The organism is Brevibacillus sp. MCWH, assembly GCF_013096935.1.
In the GTDB taxonomy this organism is placed as follows: Bacteria; Bacillota; Bacilli; order Brevibacillales; family Brevibacillaceae; genus Brevibacillus; species Brevibacillus aydinogluensis.
Genome location: NZ_SDLF01000001.1, coordinates 172834 through 189312 on the forward strand (window position 1 = coordinate 172834; position 16479 = coordinate 189312).

General features: G+C 54.1%; 12 protein-coding genes. 11 read left to right on the plus strand and 1 reads right to left on the minus strand.

Annotation, left to right across the window (positions count from 1 at the left end):
• The first annotated feature begins 95 nt into the window (after nt 1-95).
• The 7 genes from ETC00_RS00775 to ETC00_RS00805 all read left to right on the plus strand — a co-directional run bounded on the left by ETC00_RS00775 (nt 96) and on the right by ETC00_RS00805 (nt 10128).
• The gene (locus ETC00_RS00775) at nt 96-491 is read left to right on the plus strand and encodes a thioredoxin family protein (protein WP_171564020.1); all 396 of its coding nucleotides are present in this window, start codon (nt 96-98) and stop codon (nt 489-491) included.
• A 44-nt stretch (nt 492-535) separates the two neighbouring features.
• Nucleotides 536-1546, plus strand: a complete 1011-nt coding sequence (locus tag ETC00_RS00780; RefSeq protein WP_171564021.1) for an S-layer homology domain-containing protein — start codon at nt 536-538, stop codon at nt 1544-1546.
• Nucleotides 1543-5553 carry an ABC transporter permease gene (locus ETC00_RS00785; RefSeq protein WP_171564022.1) on the plus strand — a complete coding sequence of 1337 codons (4011 nt, stop codon included), beginning with the start codon at nt 1543-1545 and terminating at the stop codon, nt 5551-5553. The genes ETC00_RS00780 and ETC00_RS00785 overlap by 4 nt, the downstream gene beginning before the upstream one ends.
• 66 nt (nt 5554-5619) lie before the next feature.
• Nucleotides 5620-8211: a lipase/acyltransferase domain-containing protein gene (locus ETC00_RS00790; RefSeq protein WP_171564024.1), complete on the plus strand. Its 2592-nt coding sequence runs from the start codon at nt 5620-5622 to the stop codon at nt 8209-8211.
• Entirely contained in the window at nt 8201-8512 is a 312-nt protein-coding gene (locus tag ETC00_RS00795) for a hypothetical protein (protein ID WP_171564026.1), read from the plus strand. The genes ETC00_RS00790 and ETC00_RS00795 overlap by 11 nt, the downstream gene beginning before the upstream one ends.
• 148 nt (nt 8513-8660) lie before the next feature.
• Complete coding sequence (locus ETC00_RS00800; RefSeq protein WP_171564028.1) at nt 8661-9158, plus strand: YwhD family protein; 498 nt, start codon at nt 8661-8663, stop codon at nt 9156-9158.
• Between the two features lie 697 nt (nt 9159-9855).
• Nucleotides 9856-10128, plus strand: a complete 273-nt coding sequence (locus tag ETC00_RS00805; RefSeq protein WP_171564030.1) for a hypothetical protein — start codon at nt 9856-9858, stop codon at nt 10126-10128.
• Between the two features lie 86 nt (nt 10129-10214).
• Here ETC00_RS00805 and ETC00_RS00810 read toward each other — a convergent pair whose 3' ends face one another.
• Nucleotides 10215-12266 carry a transglycosylase domain-containing protein gene (locus ETC00_RS00810; protein WP_171564031.1) on the minus strand — a complete coding sequence of 684 codons (2052 nt, stop codon included), beginning with the start codon at nt 12264-12266 and terminating at the stop codon, nt 10215-10217.
• 302 nt (nt 12267-12568) lie between these two features.
• On the opposite strand from ETC00_RS00810, the gene speE reads away from it, so the two are divergent.
• The 4 genes from speE to ETC00_RS00830 all read left to right on the plus strand — a co-directional run bounded on the left by speE (nt 12569) and on the right by ETC00_RS00830 (nt 16198).
• Complete coding sequence (gene speE, locus ETC00_RS00815; RefSeq protein WP_171564199.1) at nt 12569-13402, plus strand: polyamine aminopropyltransferase; 834 nt, start codon at nt 12569-12571, stop codon at nt 13400-13402.
• Between the two features lie 21 nt (nt 13403-13423).
• Complete coding sequence (gene speB, locus ETC00_RS00820; RefSeq protein WP_171564032.1) at nt 13424-14296, plus strand: agmatinase; 873 nt, start codon at nt 13424-13426, stop codon at nt 14294-14296.
• Nucleotides 14297-14477: 181 nt separating this feature from the next.
• Nucleotides 14478-15722 (plus strand): MFS transporter, encoded by a 1245-nt coding sequence (locus ETC00_RS00825; RefSeq protein ID WP_171564033.1) that lies wholly within the window; start codon nt 14478-14480, stop codon nt 15720-15722.
• 47 nt (nt 15723-15769) lie between these two features.
• Nucleotides 15770-16198 carry a YwiB family protein gene (locus ETC00_RS00830; protein ID WP_171564034.1) on the plus strand — a complete coding sequence of 143 codons (429 nt, stop codon included), beginning with the start codon at nt 15770-15772 and terminating at the stop codon, nt 16196-16198.
• The last annotated feature ends 281 nt before the right edge of the window (nt 16199-16479 follow it).

Sequence of the window (16479 nt, forward strand, 5' to 3'; positions counted from 1 at the left end):
CGGCATAATGAAGCCACCGTTCCTTGACAACTCCATAAAGGATACACCTGATCTGCCTACATACGCGTCGGGGAAGGACATAAGGAGGTACGGAAATGCAGGATGGCTTCAAACGCCGTTGGAAGTGGATTGTGTCGCTGATTAGCTGCGCGGTCGCGGCGATCGTATTCTGGGCCGGTGCCAGTGCCAATCAGACGAAAGTGGTGTACGTGTTTAGCGAAAGCTGCGGGTACTGCACCACGTTTACGCCTACGTTTGAGCAGGTGATTAGGGAGTTTCCGCAATGGCAGGTGGAGCGGTTGGACGTACACGACAAACGGGACCTGGCCGAAGCGGAACGGCTGGGAGCAGAAGTGACACCTACTGTCTTTGTTGTGCAAGGTGGGGAGGTAGCAGGCAAGCTGGAAGGAGCTGTGTCGGCATCGGCTTTTCGCAGATTTTTGCAGAAACATCTAACAAAACCTCTTTCTGGAAAAAGTAACGGTGAGTAAAATGGTCGTAGGAGAAAAGAAGGGGCAAAAGGGCGAAAGTGTCAATGGACGACCAGACACACGTGATTGCGCCGATGCGGCGGTATCAGTTCCATGCAAATGGCAATAGAAAAAATGATGATGTTGGAGGAGGCAGCCACTTGAAACGAATGCATGTTTTTCTCGCCAGTCTATTGGGAACCGTGCTTTCATTAAGCGGTCTTTTCACTGCACCCCATCCCTCTGTTGCGCAAGCACAAACGGTTCAGAAAGACTATGAAAACCACCCGAACCGTGCAGCGATCGAATATGTGGTGAAACATAAACTTATGTGGCTTTTCCCGGATGGGAATTTCCGTCCCGAGCAGCCGATTACGCAAGCTGATCTGGTGGCTGGATTGGTGAACGTAAAGGGGTTGACCCAAGGTGTTTCCGTTCCCGGTTTTCCGCAGAATCACTGGGCGAAGGTGTACTATGAGCGGGCGATGAAGGATGGGATTCTCAATAATGTCCCTATTACCCCCAACAAGGTATTAAACAGGGAAGAGGCTGCATATTTGTTGATTAATGCCTTTGAGAGTGTGCGTAGTACACGGAGTCAAAAGGACTCGGAGTATTTTAAGTCGATCCCGCAAGTTCAATTCGCTGTCAACTACGGATTGCTCCCCGAAAAGGCGGGGAAGTTCCCCAACGGAGTATCGACGTCGATGTACGACGGAATATCTAATGTCACTCGTGCGGAACAGGCATACTCATTGGCGTTTTGGCACAGGGATTTTGTTGGTATTCAGGAAGCTGAAGTAATCGCCAATAAGATCCACAGTTCGTTGAAACTCTCTAACGGGATTCTTAGTGGGACTGTATATACATCTCCGAAATATGATGTTCGTCTCTTTATTGGTTATAAAACAGGGGGAGGCAAGGAATACAAAACTGCTGGGAGTTTCTCAGTGGATGTTTCACAAGCAAAAGGAATGCAACTCACCGTAAAGTACAAAGGCGAAGCAGCTTCTTTGGTTCTCAATACGTATACGAAACTTCCCAGAAGTTTAGAGTACGTGAATAGTCGGCGGTGATGGTAGTGAAGAGAAGTAAAAAGACATCTCTGATTTTCATTACCATCCTGTCACTCTTTTTTAATTCTTTTGGTATCTTACCAGAAAACGCCCAGGCAAGCCCCGGAAATCCTGAAAAATACGGGAGATCGCCTGGGTATTTGAACCAAAATAAAGAGGTTCGAGAAAGTTGGGATCATTATGTGAAAGGCTTAGGAGGCCTCACGGGAAACGAAAATATGTACTTAACCGTTGCCGACGTACAAGTCACGGGGGCTGTCAGCGGCAGTGGAAAGGTTTTAAATTACTCCAAAGCCTCTGAATCAGTAAACAACGGCTATCCAATTGTGGATATAGAGGAGGCCAGAGCTTGGGCTGCTATCTTTAATGGCAACCCCGCGTTTATGACAAACGAGAACGGTCTTTATGGGGGATTATTGACCAGTGGTGAGCCTGGTGCCGAACCATACACCGGCTATCTCCTTGCAAAAGTCGCCGAAATGTCCGGGGGAAAGGGCTTGCCATTCACTTTCAGACCCGCCAAAAGTGGAGAACAAGGCTCTTGGGTGGGTGTCGTAAAATTCTTGACCACCCAGCGACCGGATGGTTCGATTCGCACCGATAAAAGCCAGTATCAAGTCGGAGACACCGTCAAGATTGATGCTTACGGGAAGGACTACAGTATTTACAATCGCGGATTAAAAGTCCTCAACTATTATATCTACAATGTCGATACCGGAAAGACGGAATATACGTTTACTTCGTTAATCAAAGAATACCCGATCAGCGGCGAGGGGGACGGAAGCGGTGCAACGATAAACTTCCCGCAACAAACGTGGGTGCCCGCGAAAGCCGGAAACTACGAAGCAAGAATCCTGTTCACCGATACACATGCCCGAAATACCAAAAATGCCCCTGCAGTGGGAGGTCAAGGTGTTGCGTATGCAGCACCTTTTGTTGTTGGCAACCCTCCTTCGCCGGAGCCTCCGGATGATGATGACGATGATGAACCGCCAGCACCCGAGAAGTGCAGCATTTCTTCCACGCAAACCAAGATGGAGATTCGCATTGAGGAAGAAAAAAGCGACCGGGAATTAAAGAACGTTCCCAGCGGCGGGGAAACCATCTATGTCGAACCAGGCAGCCGGATTATCATTACGGCAGCCAAGTCGGGAAGATTCACGGCCAACGGCATTCCCATGCAGAAAGGGGCCGGCAACAACGCCAAGGTTGGTGTGCTGGATGCCCCATTCGATGAAGGACCAATCCAGATCAAGTACGAAAGCGACGATGGGGCTGACTGTTGGGTAAAAACGATGTATGTGCGAAAGAAAGGTGACCGCCTCGATAATTGTCCCATTGTAAAACTGTCGGGAAGTACGGTTAGAAACGGCGAAACCATCGAAGTGATGCCGGGAGAGGAGCTGCACTTCCGTGTCCAGTACACGGATCGGTATGGGGATGTACAACCCTTGGACGTGTATTGGGAAGTAACGCTGCCGGATGGCAAAATTGAGAAAGTGCCGAAGATGACGGATGACAATGGAAAGCTAAAACCGACCAGATCAGACGATCTTACATTGCCCTACACATACGGCAAGAAAGAGATCGTCCCTCTGGAACCAGGAAAGACATACCAACTGAGGCTCGACCTGGAGAGTACAAACTTTGATCCTGCCAGCCGACCGGAATGCGCCTGGTCCATTACGATCAAAGTCCGGGATGTGAGCTGCACAATCTACGAGCAGCACCGGATCAAGTTTTACGCGTACGGGGAACCGCCTGTCGGTTATTCGCCTGGCGGCCAACTGCTGGACGACACACTGCTTGATGACGGGCTGTACTTCCGCCACTTAACGAATACCGGCAGTGAATACGATACCCACTTGGGATTGGCTGCAGACGTGCCGGGCACGTGGTACTTGAAATTCAACGGCCAGCAAACCCCATTGACGGGCAAATTGGCAGCAAAAGAAAAGTTTCACCTGTACTTGCCGCTCGATGTAGAAGCAGGGGATACTGTTACGCTGGTCTTTATTTCCGAGACGGGCTGCATTCGGGAGTTGGAACTGCCCATCTGGTCGGATCGTGTGTGCTACTCACTAACCGCCTCCATCGAACGCACGACGGGACAAGTGGTGTGGAGAAGGGATGTCGAACGCGGTGAAATCCTTGAGTTTAAGCCGGAAGATTGGATCGACGAGTATCACGGCTTCCGCCTCTTTACCAGCGACGAGACACATTTTTCGCTGAGATGGCTTGACCCTGCAACGAACACCTGGGAAAAGGAACGTGACGGCGAATGGCTGTCCTCATCCAAACAAGCGCAGAATCATCATAGAATTGGGTTCCCTCGTGATGACGCAACGGGGTTACCGTTACCCGGATTCTACAGGGTTCAGTTTTATAACCCAAAAAGTGGTACCCCCCAATGTGACGGCGAATTCTTTGTTCGCATTGGAGACGCTGGCATTCCCAACGATGGGGAGAACCTGCTGATCATCAAGAGCAGCTTCACGATCACGCCAAACGATCCGCAGGCTCCGGGGACGACCGCAACCATTACGTTTGACGTGAAGAACGCCGGGAAACTGGAACACGATACCAAACTGGCGGTGCGCTGGGAAAGCTCCCCGACGGCCACCATGCTGGACGTGAACAACTTCAAGCCGGGGGAAGTCCGCAAAATTACCGTGCCGACGCAGTATCCGCAGCAGTCGGAGGATTTTATTGCCAACATCAACCCGCATAAAGACAGGCCGGCTGACGAAACCATTTGGCCGGACAACCGCGCTGAGTGGCCGGTCAAGGTGATCGGCGACGGGGGAGGAACCATTCCCAATCCGCCAGGTGGCGGAGGAAACTTTGACGGCGGCGAGATCGGCCTCAAGATATTCGACAGCGACGGCCGCGAGCTGCAGAAGCTGCAGGCGAATGCGGACGGTGTATGGGAACGGGAGCCGGCCAAGATCCGCGTTGAGATCGACCAAACGAAAATCAACGATGGCTTTGCTCGCGTAAAGCAGGAGATCAACCAAAACATCACCTCGTACAAGTCACAGCTGGAGCAGGCTATCAAGGGTGACGGGATCAAAGGCGTGTCTGTGACGGCGACTCCGGGATGGATCGCGGACGCGAAAAGCATGGCCGTGTACAGCCCGGCCATGCTGGACTTGAAGGTAACCGGTCCCGGCACGCCCCAACAGTGGCAGGTGAGCAGCGCGGGAACCGGCGGCGATTATGTTTACACCGGAACGGTTGTCCCGACGCAAACAACGTGGCGGCAGGTGCTAAACGCGCAGGAATACAAGGTCGAGATCAACGGGTTTGTGATCACGATGGATTACAACATCCGGTTTGACGTGTCGTATGAAAGCTGCACAGAGGACGACGACGGCAACGAAACGTGCGTTCCGCACAGCCTGACCCGAAACATGACGGGGCGTTACACGATCACGGTAAAAGGCGGGGAGCGCGAGTTTGAAGTATTTGAACCAAACGCCAAAGGGCTGCTGCGCCACACCGCAGAATGGACGGAATACCACGGGCGCGACCGATATCCGGACAGTCGTCCCAATGATTTTTACGCTGGTGAGCGCATACTGACCAGTCTTGTCCTGGAAACGCGTCACCGCCATCCGGTCAGCGGCAAATATCCGGAGATTACGGCGGCACAGGCATGGATTTCCGAAACCGGGAGGCGAAACACGCCGCTTCAGTCCACTCTGGAGTTACAGCGGTCGTCACAGACGGCATGGCAGGGGGCGTCCTATATGGTGCCCAAACTGGGCTTGAGGGAAATGGGCGTCGATACGCCCCTGATGGGAGACAAACAGCGCGGCTTTCAAAAGGATGCCAGCTACGCCGTATACTTTCACGTGCATTTTCGGTTTGGAGCGGTGAAGGGCTTTGCCTTTCCGAACAAACAGCAGTTCACCGGGCATGATCAGGCGGATTATCGGGCGCCGTTCCGCATTATCGCCAACGCCTGGGAACGCCAGGGCATTCGCAACCATACCACTCGGTAAATTTACTTGCTCCCCCTTGCTGTCTTTTTCTACCGTATAGGAAGAAACAGGCAAGGGGGTATTTTTATGGGTGGCATGTTGCGCCGGATGGCACATTTGCTGCTGCTGGCTGTTCTGATGTTGAGCAGCGTGGTTCCGTCCGGTTGGGCCAAACAGAGCACTGCGCTTTCCCATGAGGCGGGGGACAAGCCTCGCGGGAGCGAATGGATCACGCTTGCACACCAGGAGGGCGAAGGTGGAGAAGAGACTACAGCGGAGGAAGCAAAGGAAGCGGACCACTCCGATTCAGTGACGGGAGAGGAGGAGTTGGGCGCGGGTGACGTGGGAGAAGAGGGCGAAGAGGCAGAAGAAGTCGAAGACGGGATTCATGAGTCGGACGAGCAGGCGGACCGCAACCTGCAGGAACAGGAAGAGGAGTTTACCCGGCGCTTTTCCGGCAGGAAGAAGCCGTCGGAAGTGGAACTGCGGGCGCTGCCCGCGACGTACGAACTGGAGCCCAATGACACCTTTTCCAAAGCGGATTGGATGTTTGCCGGAAAGGACGCGTATGGCCGGATTGGAAAAAGCGGTGACGTGGATGTGTGGAAAATGAAAGCTCCCACAAACGGGACGATCACGTTTACGCTTTTTGATATTCCCAGCAAGACAGATTATTTTCTGTACGTGTTCGACAGCGAAGGGCGTGAGCTGGGGCGTTCTGACCAACCGCGAAGTGACAGGCAGCGGGTGGAAGACGTCGCTGTCGAAAAAAACAATTGGTACTACGTGAAAGTGGAGGGCAGCCAGGGGGCCTTTAACAAGAAAGTGTACTATCGCCTGAGGGCGGATGCCGTGGCGCAAAATGAAGGCAAGCAGGATGAGTACGAACCAAATGACACGATCAAAAACGCTCGCGAACCGGAGGACCGCGAAAACATCGTGGCCAATTTGCATCACCTTGACGATGTCGATTTCTACCGCGTGACGGTCAACCTGTCTTCCACGATCCGGGCAACGCTCAGCAATATTCCCGAGGGGATGGACCTTGACTTGTACCTGTACAACAAGGAAAACAAGCTGGTTGCCAGATCGGAAAAGGCCAAGAATGCCGACGAGCTGATTGTGTACAACGGCGACCCCGGCACCTATTTCGTAAAAGTATCGGCCAGCCGCAGCTCTGCGCTCAAGCCGCATGCCTACAAGCTGTCGATTACGACTGCGACGATTCCGGTCATTCTGATTCCGGGTATCGGCGGTTCCCGGCTGGAGGTTGAAGAGAACGGGAAAACATCGGAAATATGGCTGGGCCTGTGGGAGATGAGCGTGGGTATCAAAGATCCGCGGCACCGCAAAATCTTGTCGCTGGAACCCGTCAAGAATGGAAGCATAAACGTACAGCCCCGCCAACCAGGGATCAAAGTGTTTCCGGAGCGGGCGGATGGCGGGTTTCGCGCCATCGAATATCTGTCGTATGCTTCACTGGATGTCATCAAGAAAAAAGCGGAGCAGTATGCAAGCATGGTCAAGCATCTGGAGAAAATGGGGTACGAGAAAAACCGGACGCTTTTTGCCATGCCTTACGATTGGCGGTACAGCAACGCCGATAACGCCACTTTTTTAAAACAGAAAATAGACGAGGCTCTAAAGCGATCTGGAGCCAGTCAGGTACAGTTGGTGGCCCACAGCATGGGCGGATTGCTGGTGCGGGAGACGCTTCTGTCCAACGTGTCCTACCAGCAGAAAACAAAGCGTATCATTTACATGGGCACCCCGTTTTTGGGATCGCCCCGTGCATACCAGGCGATCAAATACGGCTACAACTTCGACATCCCTGCACTGCACGAGGAAACGGGGAAAGTCATCTCTGCATACGCTCCGGCTGTATACGAACTGCTTCCTTCCCGAAAGTACTTCGACACGGAAGCGTTTCTCAAAAAAGATGCCGTGCATTCGTACTCCTATAAAGAGTTCTTGCAAGATCGGCAGATCCGCCTGGACTATGACCCGTTGGTCAAACAAGCGGGGGAATTGCATGAAAAGTGGGACAACAATATCATCTATGTGCTGCAGTATTCGATCATCGGAATAGGGCAAACGACGCTGTTGGGATATGTCATGAACCCGGTATCCCGTCAGTTAGAACCGTTTTTTGACAAAGGTTTTGGAGATGGGACAGTACCCTATGTGAGTGCCACCTATGCCCAAAAAGACATCAAGAAACAGTATTTCATCCTCGAGGAGCATGCCAAGCTGCCGGTTAATCCGTACGTCATCCAGCAGGTGGGCCATCTGCTGATTGGTATCGAGGATGTGCAGAAAGGAATGCGGCGGACTCCCAAGCAAACATCCTCTTACCTGTATTACATCCTGTCCCGCGAAGACGGTGAATTTCCCGAAGTGATCGTCTCCAAGTCCGGCAGGTCCATGCGGATTGATCCTGAGAAAAAAGAGGTGTGGGACGATGTGCGCGTCGAATACCACGGCAATATCGTGGTGATTCACGTGCTGGACGGCCAGCCGCTTCACTTTCAGGAAATGCCGCGTTCCAAGCACAGTTCCTCGGCCAAGTTGCTGATCCGGCGGTTTTCATCAGATGATCAGCAGGAATCGGGACGACTGTTCCGGCTTGTAGAAAACCGAATGGAACACGTGAAAGGAATAGAAATTGATGAGCGCTGACGTCATCCTCTACATCATCATGTGGATCGTTCCCGCCTGGGAATTCGGCGGACCTTTGATCGGTCTGGTAATTTCCGGATACTTGAGCCTTATTTTCGGCATCCGCATCTGGCTGATCATGGCGGTTACCTTTCTTGTGACCTTTTGTTATTTCGAATTGCGTCTCGCCGAGTATACCATGTTCAATTCCTGGGAATTTAACGCACTCATGGCGTTTCACAGTGCCTGGAACGTGGCTCTGCTGATCTGGCTGATTGGTAAAGCGGTGCGAGCAATAAGAGGAAAGCGACCGAGGAACTGATGAGTGGCTGGGCGTCAGGCACACTGTCCTCAGGATGATTCTGCTGAGCGTAGCTGCAAATGGCCAGACACGCCGAAAAATTGCGCCTCACACTGTTTCCAGGTAGAATATGCTGTAAGAAACAACGGGTCAAAAGAGGGTGGATCACGTGGACATTTTTGACAGCAAATCTGGCGGTTTTACGATCTTGAGCGGAAAAACGAACGTGCACGGCGGTTATGGGCAGGGGGTGCTTGACCTGAGCGCTGTCTCCTCCGTTATCATTGACGGGGACAAGGCTTACATCGACATGGGTGCTATGCATGCAAAAAGCGCCGTGGAAAAAGGCGTCAAGTGGACGACCAACAAGGAAGAGGTGCCCAACGGCAAGCCGTATTGGGTGGTTTGGGTAACGGTTGACCGCAACGATTCGGGGCCGTATTACGCCGGGGTAACCGCCTGCTACATGGAGATTGACCGGGAGGCTCGGCGCGGATTCAAAATTTTGGCCGACCATGTCAACCGAATGGACTACTCGATGAAACGGCGCATCATGGTGTCAGAGCTAAACGACACGGAAAAAGCGGCGCTGAAAAAGCTGTTGATGGAACACAACCCGGCGATGTGGGAGAATTCCAGCGAGGAACTGAAGCAGGCGTTGGCGTAAATTTGGCGTTATAAAGCAGGACGTGCACGTGCACGGTTGAGCCTTTCGTTCGGTCCATCCTGTTGTCTGGTTGGGCGAAGCTCAGCGTGTAGACAAAGTCCGCGGCGCATGGGAGATCGGGCCCGCTCGCTCGCTTGACGCCCAGCACAGAAGCGAATGATGTCCGCTCCAAAACGAGACGCGGGCAGGGGACAAACATCTGGGTATTTCAAGGAAGTGAGACTTGTGTCCCCTGTTGATTCCCGCGTCTTCGTTTTTCCGCTGAGTCGGTCGTCAAAGGAGCTCGCTTGGCCCAACCCTTCATGCGATGCACATTGTCTTCCGCTTCGGTTGATGAACAGGCAGGCCTTTCGGCCTGGAAATCATTTTTTGTGGACGCTAACTCAATGAACCGTTTGTCTTCAGTATGGAAGCTGTAAATCTTGAACGGAATGTGAACAAATTGTGAAATCAATTGTTAGTCGTATTGAAGTCAGGTAAACTTATTTCCATAGCTGTATACATGTACACTAGGTCAGCAAACAGGAAAAGAGCCCGTCTCTCTTTTCCTGTTTGTCTTTTTTTACGAAAACGTTTGCTTCGCTGTGTTTGCTGCTGATCCGTGATGTTGTTGGAGCATTTTTCAGCGCATGTCCTGTCCGCAGATGCGTGAAACTAGGAAAGCACGGCCACACTGTTGACGGAAGGGGCGTTGAAGATGACCGACCGTATACAGGGGGGAGAACTGCCGGGGAACGACGCTCAGGCAGGTCACGACCATTTCGTGCGGCACGGCGGCGTCCATTTTCGCACGCACGTGTCTCCCCAGGAAATCAACAACTTTGTCCGCAAGTTTCCGGCTGGAAAACGGGAGAGCCTGTTTGAAGTGCTGGATGAGCTTGACCGCGCGGGGCTGATCACCATTTGCAATGACCACGTGTTTGCCGATGGCAACGGCGTCGTGGGGGGCGGCGAAGAAGCGGCCCGCTGACGACAAAGAAGAATCAGCCCCCTGACGGAAAAGAGGGCTGTCCCCGGCAGTTTCGTTCTGCCGTGCAGGACAGCCTTTTTTTGTGCCTACTCGGTCGGTTTCCACCAACTGCCCATGCGCTGCCAGAACGACGGGGTGTCCGGAGGCGGGAGCGGCGTGGGCGTTTCATGGTTGGGGAGGTGATCGGTGCAGTACTCCTGCGGCTCGGTACCTTTGGCAAAGTAGAACAACTGCGGGTTGGGGCAGTGCTCCGTCGCCAGCTTGCCCGATGCCGGATCGATGTACACCGACACCACCCCTGCCGGCATGTCAAACAAGGCGGGAGGCTGGTCTTTCAGCGCACTTTCCATGAACTGCGCCCAGATTTTTTTGGAGAGGTAGCCTTCGGTGACATCGTCCACTTTTTGGTTTTTGTCGTATCCCACCCAGACGGTGGTGACCAACTGCGGCGTAAATCCGCTGAGCCAGGCGTCGTAATCGGTGGAGCCGGTTTTGCCTGCGACGGGCCTGTTCAATTCGCCCGCCACCCGGTGGCCTGTGCCGCCCGGTTCAAACACGCTCTGCATCAGATTGATCAGCAGTGCCGAGGCCACCGGATCGGCCACTCTGGTTTTCTCCGGTTTTTCCTCGACGAGCACGTTTCCCTGGCTGTCCTCAATCCGGGTGATGGCAATGGGCTTCACCCGTTCCCCTTTGTTGGCGATGGTGACGTAGGCGGTGTTCAATTCAAGCGGGGAGACGAGCGACGTGCCCAGGGCCAGCGAGGGTACAGCCTGCAGCTTGCTGGTGATCCCCAGCTCGCGGGCCTGATCCACCACTTTTTGCGGGGTGAGATGGTCGATTGTCTTGACCGCGTAGATGTTGTCCGAAGTCTTGATCGCCTCCCGCATGTTGATATAGGCATGGGCGTAGCGCTCCCCAAAGTTTTTCGGGATGTAGGTCTTGCCGTTGTCGTAGGTGAACACGGTCGGTTCGCTTTTCATCTGCGTCAGCGGCGTAAAGCCGTTTTGCAGGGCGGCCAGGTACAAGATCGGCTTGAACGCAGAGCCCGGCTGCCGCATGCTCAATGCCCGGTTGTACTGGCTTTTGGTGTAGTCACGTCCGCCCACCATCGCCTTGATGTGGCCGGTGGCCGGGTCCATGGCAACCAGCGCCACCTGCAGATCGGGTTTGTCTTTCGGCAGCACTTTGGCGATGATGTCTTCCGCTTTTTTCTGCATCACCGGGTCCAGGGTCGTGTGGATTTTCAGTCCTCCGTGGATAAAGGTCTCTTCGTCGATGCCGTATTTGTTCTTCACCAGGTTGGCAATGTAATCGCGAAAATAAGGGGCTTGTTCAGCCGCGGCTTCGGTGTTGCGCTCCTTTAGCTTGATCGGTTCGGCATACGCCTGCTCCGCCTGTTCCGGCGTAATGTAGCCGGAGCGGACCATGGCCTGGAGAATCACCTGCTGCCGCGATTTGGCCTTGTCAAAGTCCACGTAGGGAGAGTAGTACGACGGCCCTTTGGGGATGCCGGCCAACAAGGCGCTTTCTGCCAGCGTCAGATCCTTGGCGTCTTTGCCGAAGTACGTTTGCGCGGCGGCCTGGGCGCCGTAAGCGGAATGGCCGTAGTAGATCTGGTTCATGTACATCTCCAGGATTTCGTCCTTGCTGTAATTTAGTTCCAACTGGATGGCCAACAGCGCTTCCTTTATCTTGCGCTCCCAGGTCTTGTCCATCGAGAGATACAGGTTTCGCGCCAATTGCTGCGTGATCGTGCTGGCTCCCTGCCGCTTTTCCATGTGGATCACGTCCACGTAGGCGGCCCGAGCCAGACGCAGCCAGTCGATGCCGTAGTGCTTGTGGAAGGAACGGTCTTCGATGGCGATCGTCGCCTGCACCAGGAAGGGGGAGATGTCCTTCAGCGGGACGACAAACCGGTTCTGGCCGCGGTGCAGCGTATCCAGCACCTCACCGTTGCTGGCGTAAATGGTCGTCGTCTGATTGATCGAGACTGCCGGCAGCGGCTGTGAACGGAGGTAGAGAATCAGCAGCAGGGCGGCAAACGAACAGCACAATAGGCTGAGTATGAATAATTTTATGAATTTCTTCGCCCAACGCAGATAGCGGAGGAGCGGGGCTTCCCGGATTACTTCCATGTCCTCTCTAGTCCTTTCCCCTCATATTTTTTCGAATCGGGACATACTAACCAAACGATAGGGTTACTGTCTAGTATGGGACAAACTCCGGTTGGATAAACTTAACGGCCGCGCCGGGCAGCGCGTCTCGCAAAAATTGCTTGCATTTTGGGAGGCAGCCACTATAATTTTCTTGGCAGATACGAATGGCAGCGGTCTGGACTAATTTGGCAGGGACTGGCCGCTATCTCCTGCCAAACCGGCGTCGGCCGGGGTCTTTTAATACCAATGCGGTTAGTTAAGGAGGGTACATAATCATGAACATGGAACTGTGGTACACCGAAAAACAAACGGAAAATCACGGTATTACGACAAAGATTACCGAGACGTTGTACAGCGAGAAAACCGAATTTCAACAATTGGATATCATCAACACCAAGCAGTTCGGCCGCATGCTCGTTCTCGACGGCATGGTCATGACCACTGATGTGGACGAGTTTGTCTACCACGAAATGATCGCCCACGTTGCCCTCAACACCCACCCGAACCCGAAAAAGGTGCTCGTCGTGGGCGGTGGCGACGGCGGTGCCATTCGCGAAATCGTCAAACACCCCTCCGTGGAAAAAGCCGTATTGGCGGAAATTGACGGTGGCGTGATCGAGGCCAGCAAAAAGTTTTTCCCGGCCATCGCCAGTGAGCTGTCCGGTAATCCGAAAGTGGACGTGCAGGTGATCGACGGCATCAAGCACATTCACGACCACAAAGGCGAGTACGACGTGATCATGGTCGACTCCACCGAGCCGGTCGGACCGGCTGTAGGCCTGTTTGAGAAAGGATTTTACCAAGGCATTTACGACGCGTTGAAACCGGATGGCATCATGGTGGCGCAGACCGAGTCCCCGTGGTTCAACCGCGACTTGATCAAACGCGTGTTCAAGGATATTAAATCGATTTTCCCGATCACCCGTCTGTATACGTGCAGCATCCCGACCTATCCGTCCGGCCTGTGGAGCTTTACGATCGGCTCCAAACAGTACGATCCGCTGGAAGTGGATGCGAGCAAGATCAAGGATTTGAACACCAAGTACTACAATGCGGAGGTTCACTACGCCGCGTTCAAGCTGCCCAACTTCGTGGCCGAGCTGACCCGCGACTAAGGATTGGGAGGAAGAAACAAGATGCGTTTTGACGAAGCGTATTCCGGCAACGTCTTTATCCGCAGCCATGGCAGCTACGAGGAGAGCCAGGCGGTCATCTACGGTATGCCGATGGACTGGACGGTCAGTTTCCGTCCCGGTTCCCGTTTCGGCCCGGCCCGCATCCGCGAGGTCTCGATCGGTCTGGAAGAGTACAGCCCGTATCTGGACAGACTGCTGGAAGACGTAAAGTATTTCGATGCGGGGGATATTCCCCTGCCGTTTGGCAACGTGGAGGGCAGCCTGGATGCGATCCGTACGTTTGTCAGCAAAATTTTGGCGGACGGCAAGTTTCCGATCGGTCTGGGCGGCGAACACCTGGTGACCTGGCCGGTAATTCAGGCTGTGTACGAAAAGTACAAGAGCGACCTGGTCATCTTCCACTTTGACGCCCACACCGACCTGCGCGACCATTACGAGGGGTATGAGTACTCCCACTCCACGCCGATCAAAAAGGCGTGCGATCTGATCGGCGGCAAAAACGTCTATTCGTTTGGCATCCGCAGCGGGATGAAGGAAGAGTTTGAGTGGGCGAAAGAAAACATGCACCTGTACAAGTACGACGTACTGGAGCCGGTCAAACAGGTGCTGCCGACGATTGGCAACCGCCCGATCTACCTGACGATCGACATCGACGTGCTTGACCCTGCATACGCGCCGGGTACCGGCACGACCGAGGCGGGCGGCATCACCTCCCGCGAACTGCTGGAGACCATCCACTACATGGCGAAAAACGGCGCCAACGTGATCGGCTGTGACCTGGTGGAAGTGGCACCGGTCTACGATCACAGCGAGATGACCCAGATTGTGGCGTCCAAGATCGTGCGCGAGCTGATTCTGGGCTTTGTAAAATAACAGACGGTACCACAAGCGTCCCCGGTTTCACACTGGGGGCGTTTTTTTGTCGGGTGGGGCGGAAGCACACGTGATGACGGGCGTTTGGGGGTCTATTATAAAACTTTTTTATTTACAAAATTAAAAATATTGCGTATGATGGTGGCAAATCCTTCCACATGCAGTTCAGGGGGCGCATTCCATGAGAGAAGTGTTTGCCAACCGTCAGTTTCGCAAGCTGTTTTTTTCCAACCTGTTTTCCGGCTTTGGCCAGGGAATGACCATGATCGGCATTGCCTGGTACTTGGTGGAAACGACCGGATCAGCCGAGCTGCTCGGCTCCACGATGTTTGTCTCGGCTGTGCTGATGTTTGTGGTCGGCCCGTATATCGGCACGTTGATCGACCGTTTTTCCCGCAAACGGATGCTGCTGACGGAGCATGTGATCGGCTTTGCCGTGCTGGCCGCCCTCGCGATGTGGGGCTTTTTCGGTCCGTATACCAAGTGGATGCTGGTCGCTGTCTACCTGGTGACGACCCTGATGTTTCAGATTCATTACCCGTCGCAGTCGGCGCTTGTCCAGGAAATGTTTGAGCCGCGGCACTACAACGACATCAACAGCCTGCTGGAGATTGAGGGACAGACGTCGTCCGTGCTGGCCGGGGGGATCGCAGGGTTTCTCCTGGAGGCATACGGGCTGCATGTCGTTTTGCTGATTAACGCCTGTACGTATCTGGCAGCCTTCGGTCTCATGGCCACCATGGCCTACACCTTTACCCTGGAGCGGGAAGTCCGGAACAACAGCGGGGTCAACTGGGTGGGCCAACTGCTCCAAAGCTGGCATTACATACGGGAAAAACGGGGCTTTCTCCTGTTTGGCATCGCGGCGTTGATGCCGTTTATTGCGGTGATGGCCGGCAACTTGTTGAAGCCTGTTTACGTGAATCAGACCTTGAAAGCGGACGTGACGGTGTTTTCGCTCGGAGAAACGGCATACGCCATCGGCGCGGTGGCGGCCGGATTCCTGGTTGCTGCCGTGACAAGGAAGTACGGCCAGGTTCCGGCGATGGTTGGCAACACGCTGCTGTTTGCTGTCGTCATGGCAGTCATGGTGGCGCTGCCCTACGGATGGGCCCTGATTGGCGCCTACATGGTGTTCGGCTGGTGCAATGCTTCTGTCCGGCTTATCCGGCAGTCGCTGTACATGACGGTCGTGCCGAAGCCGTTCATGGGACGGGTCATGAGCTTTTTCAATTCACTCGGGATGATGATGCGCTTGCTCCTGATCGGCGTGTTTACGTGGATGATTGACCGGACCGGGGCCGGGATGGGGTACCTCGTGCTAGCCGGACTGCTGCTGCTCGCCGCCGTCGGGATTGTGGGAACGATGCGCCATCTGCTGGATGAGCAGTCCGGTCAGTCGGCGGTTGCAACAAAAGAGCGATGAGGCGTACAATGGACGGGTACAAGCAGAACGGGAAGTGAGGACGATCCATGCAAGACGTGCTGATCACCCTGACCGCCAGACAGCGCACGGGAGGAGATTGGGAGGAAACAATCTATCGCTATGCCGGCCGATGCGTGGAAAAGACAGGCGGCTGGTATCTGACGTACAAGGAGCAGCTGGAAGGGGCCGGCGAGGTGAGCACGACGCTGAAGCTGGCAGACGGGACGGTCACCCTGCTGAGACAGGGCGACGTGCAGACGAAACAGCAGTTTCAGCAGGGCATGAGCCACCAGACGACCTACCGCAGTCCCTACGGGCTGTTTTCGATGGAGACCCATACACGCAAGCTGCGCATCCGGCATGAGCAGGGAAGGCCGGTCCAGGTAAGAGTAGCTTACCAGCTGTGGCTGAACAGCCAGTATATCGGCGAGCACGAACTGACGCTGAATGTGGAGTGGCCCTCCGCGACACACTGAACAAATCAAGCGGTCATAACCAACCATTGGCGATAATCTTGTGCAAACTGGTGTACTTGGAGTAAAATGATGCTAGAAAACACAAGCAGCAGAAAGGTTGCAAGCAATCGCCTGCGACCAGGCTGGTACCGTTGGTGGAAAAGAATCACAAAGGTCGGCAAACCGATGCGATTCTTTTTGGGCCAAGCGTGGTATGATAGGAACAGCAGATGCATATGGTAAAAAAGGCTACAGATGCGGGAACATCTGCAGCCTTGTACAATAGCTGCTCCCTTTACGGG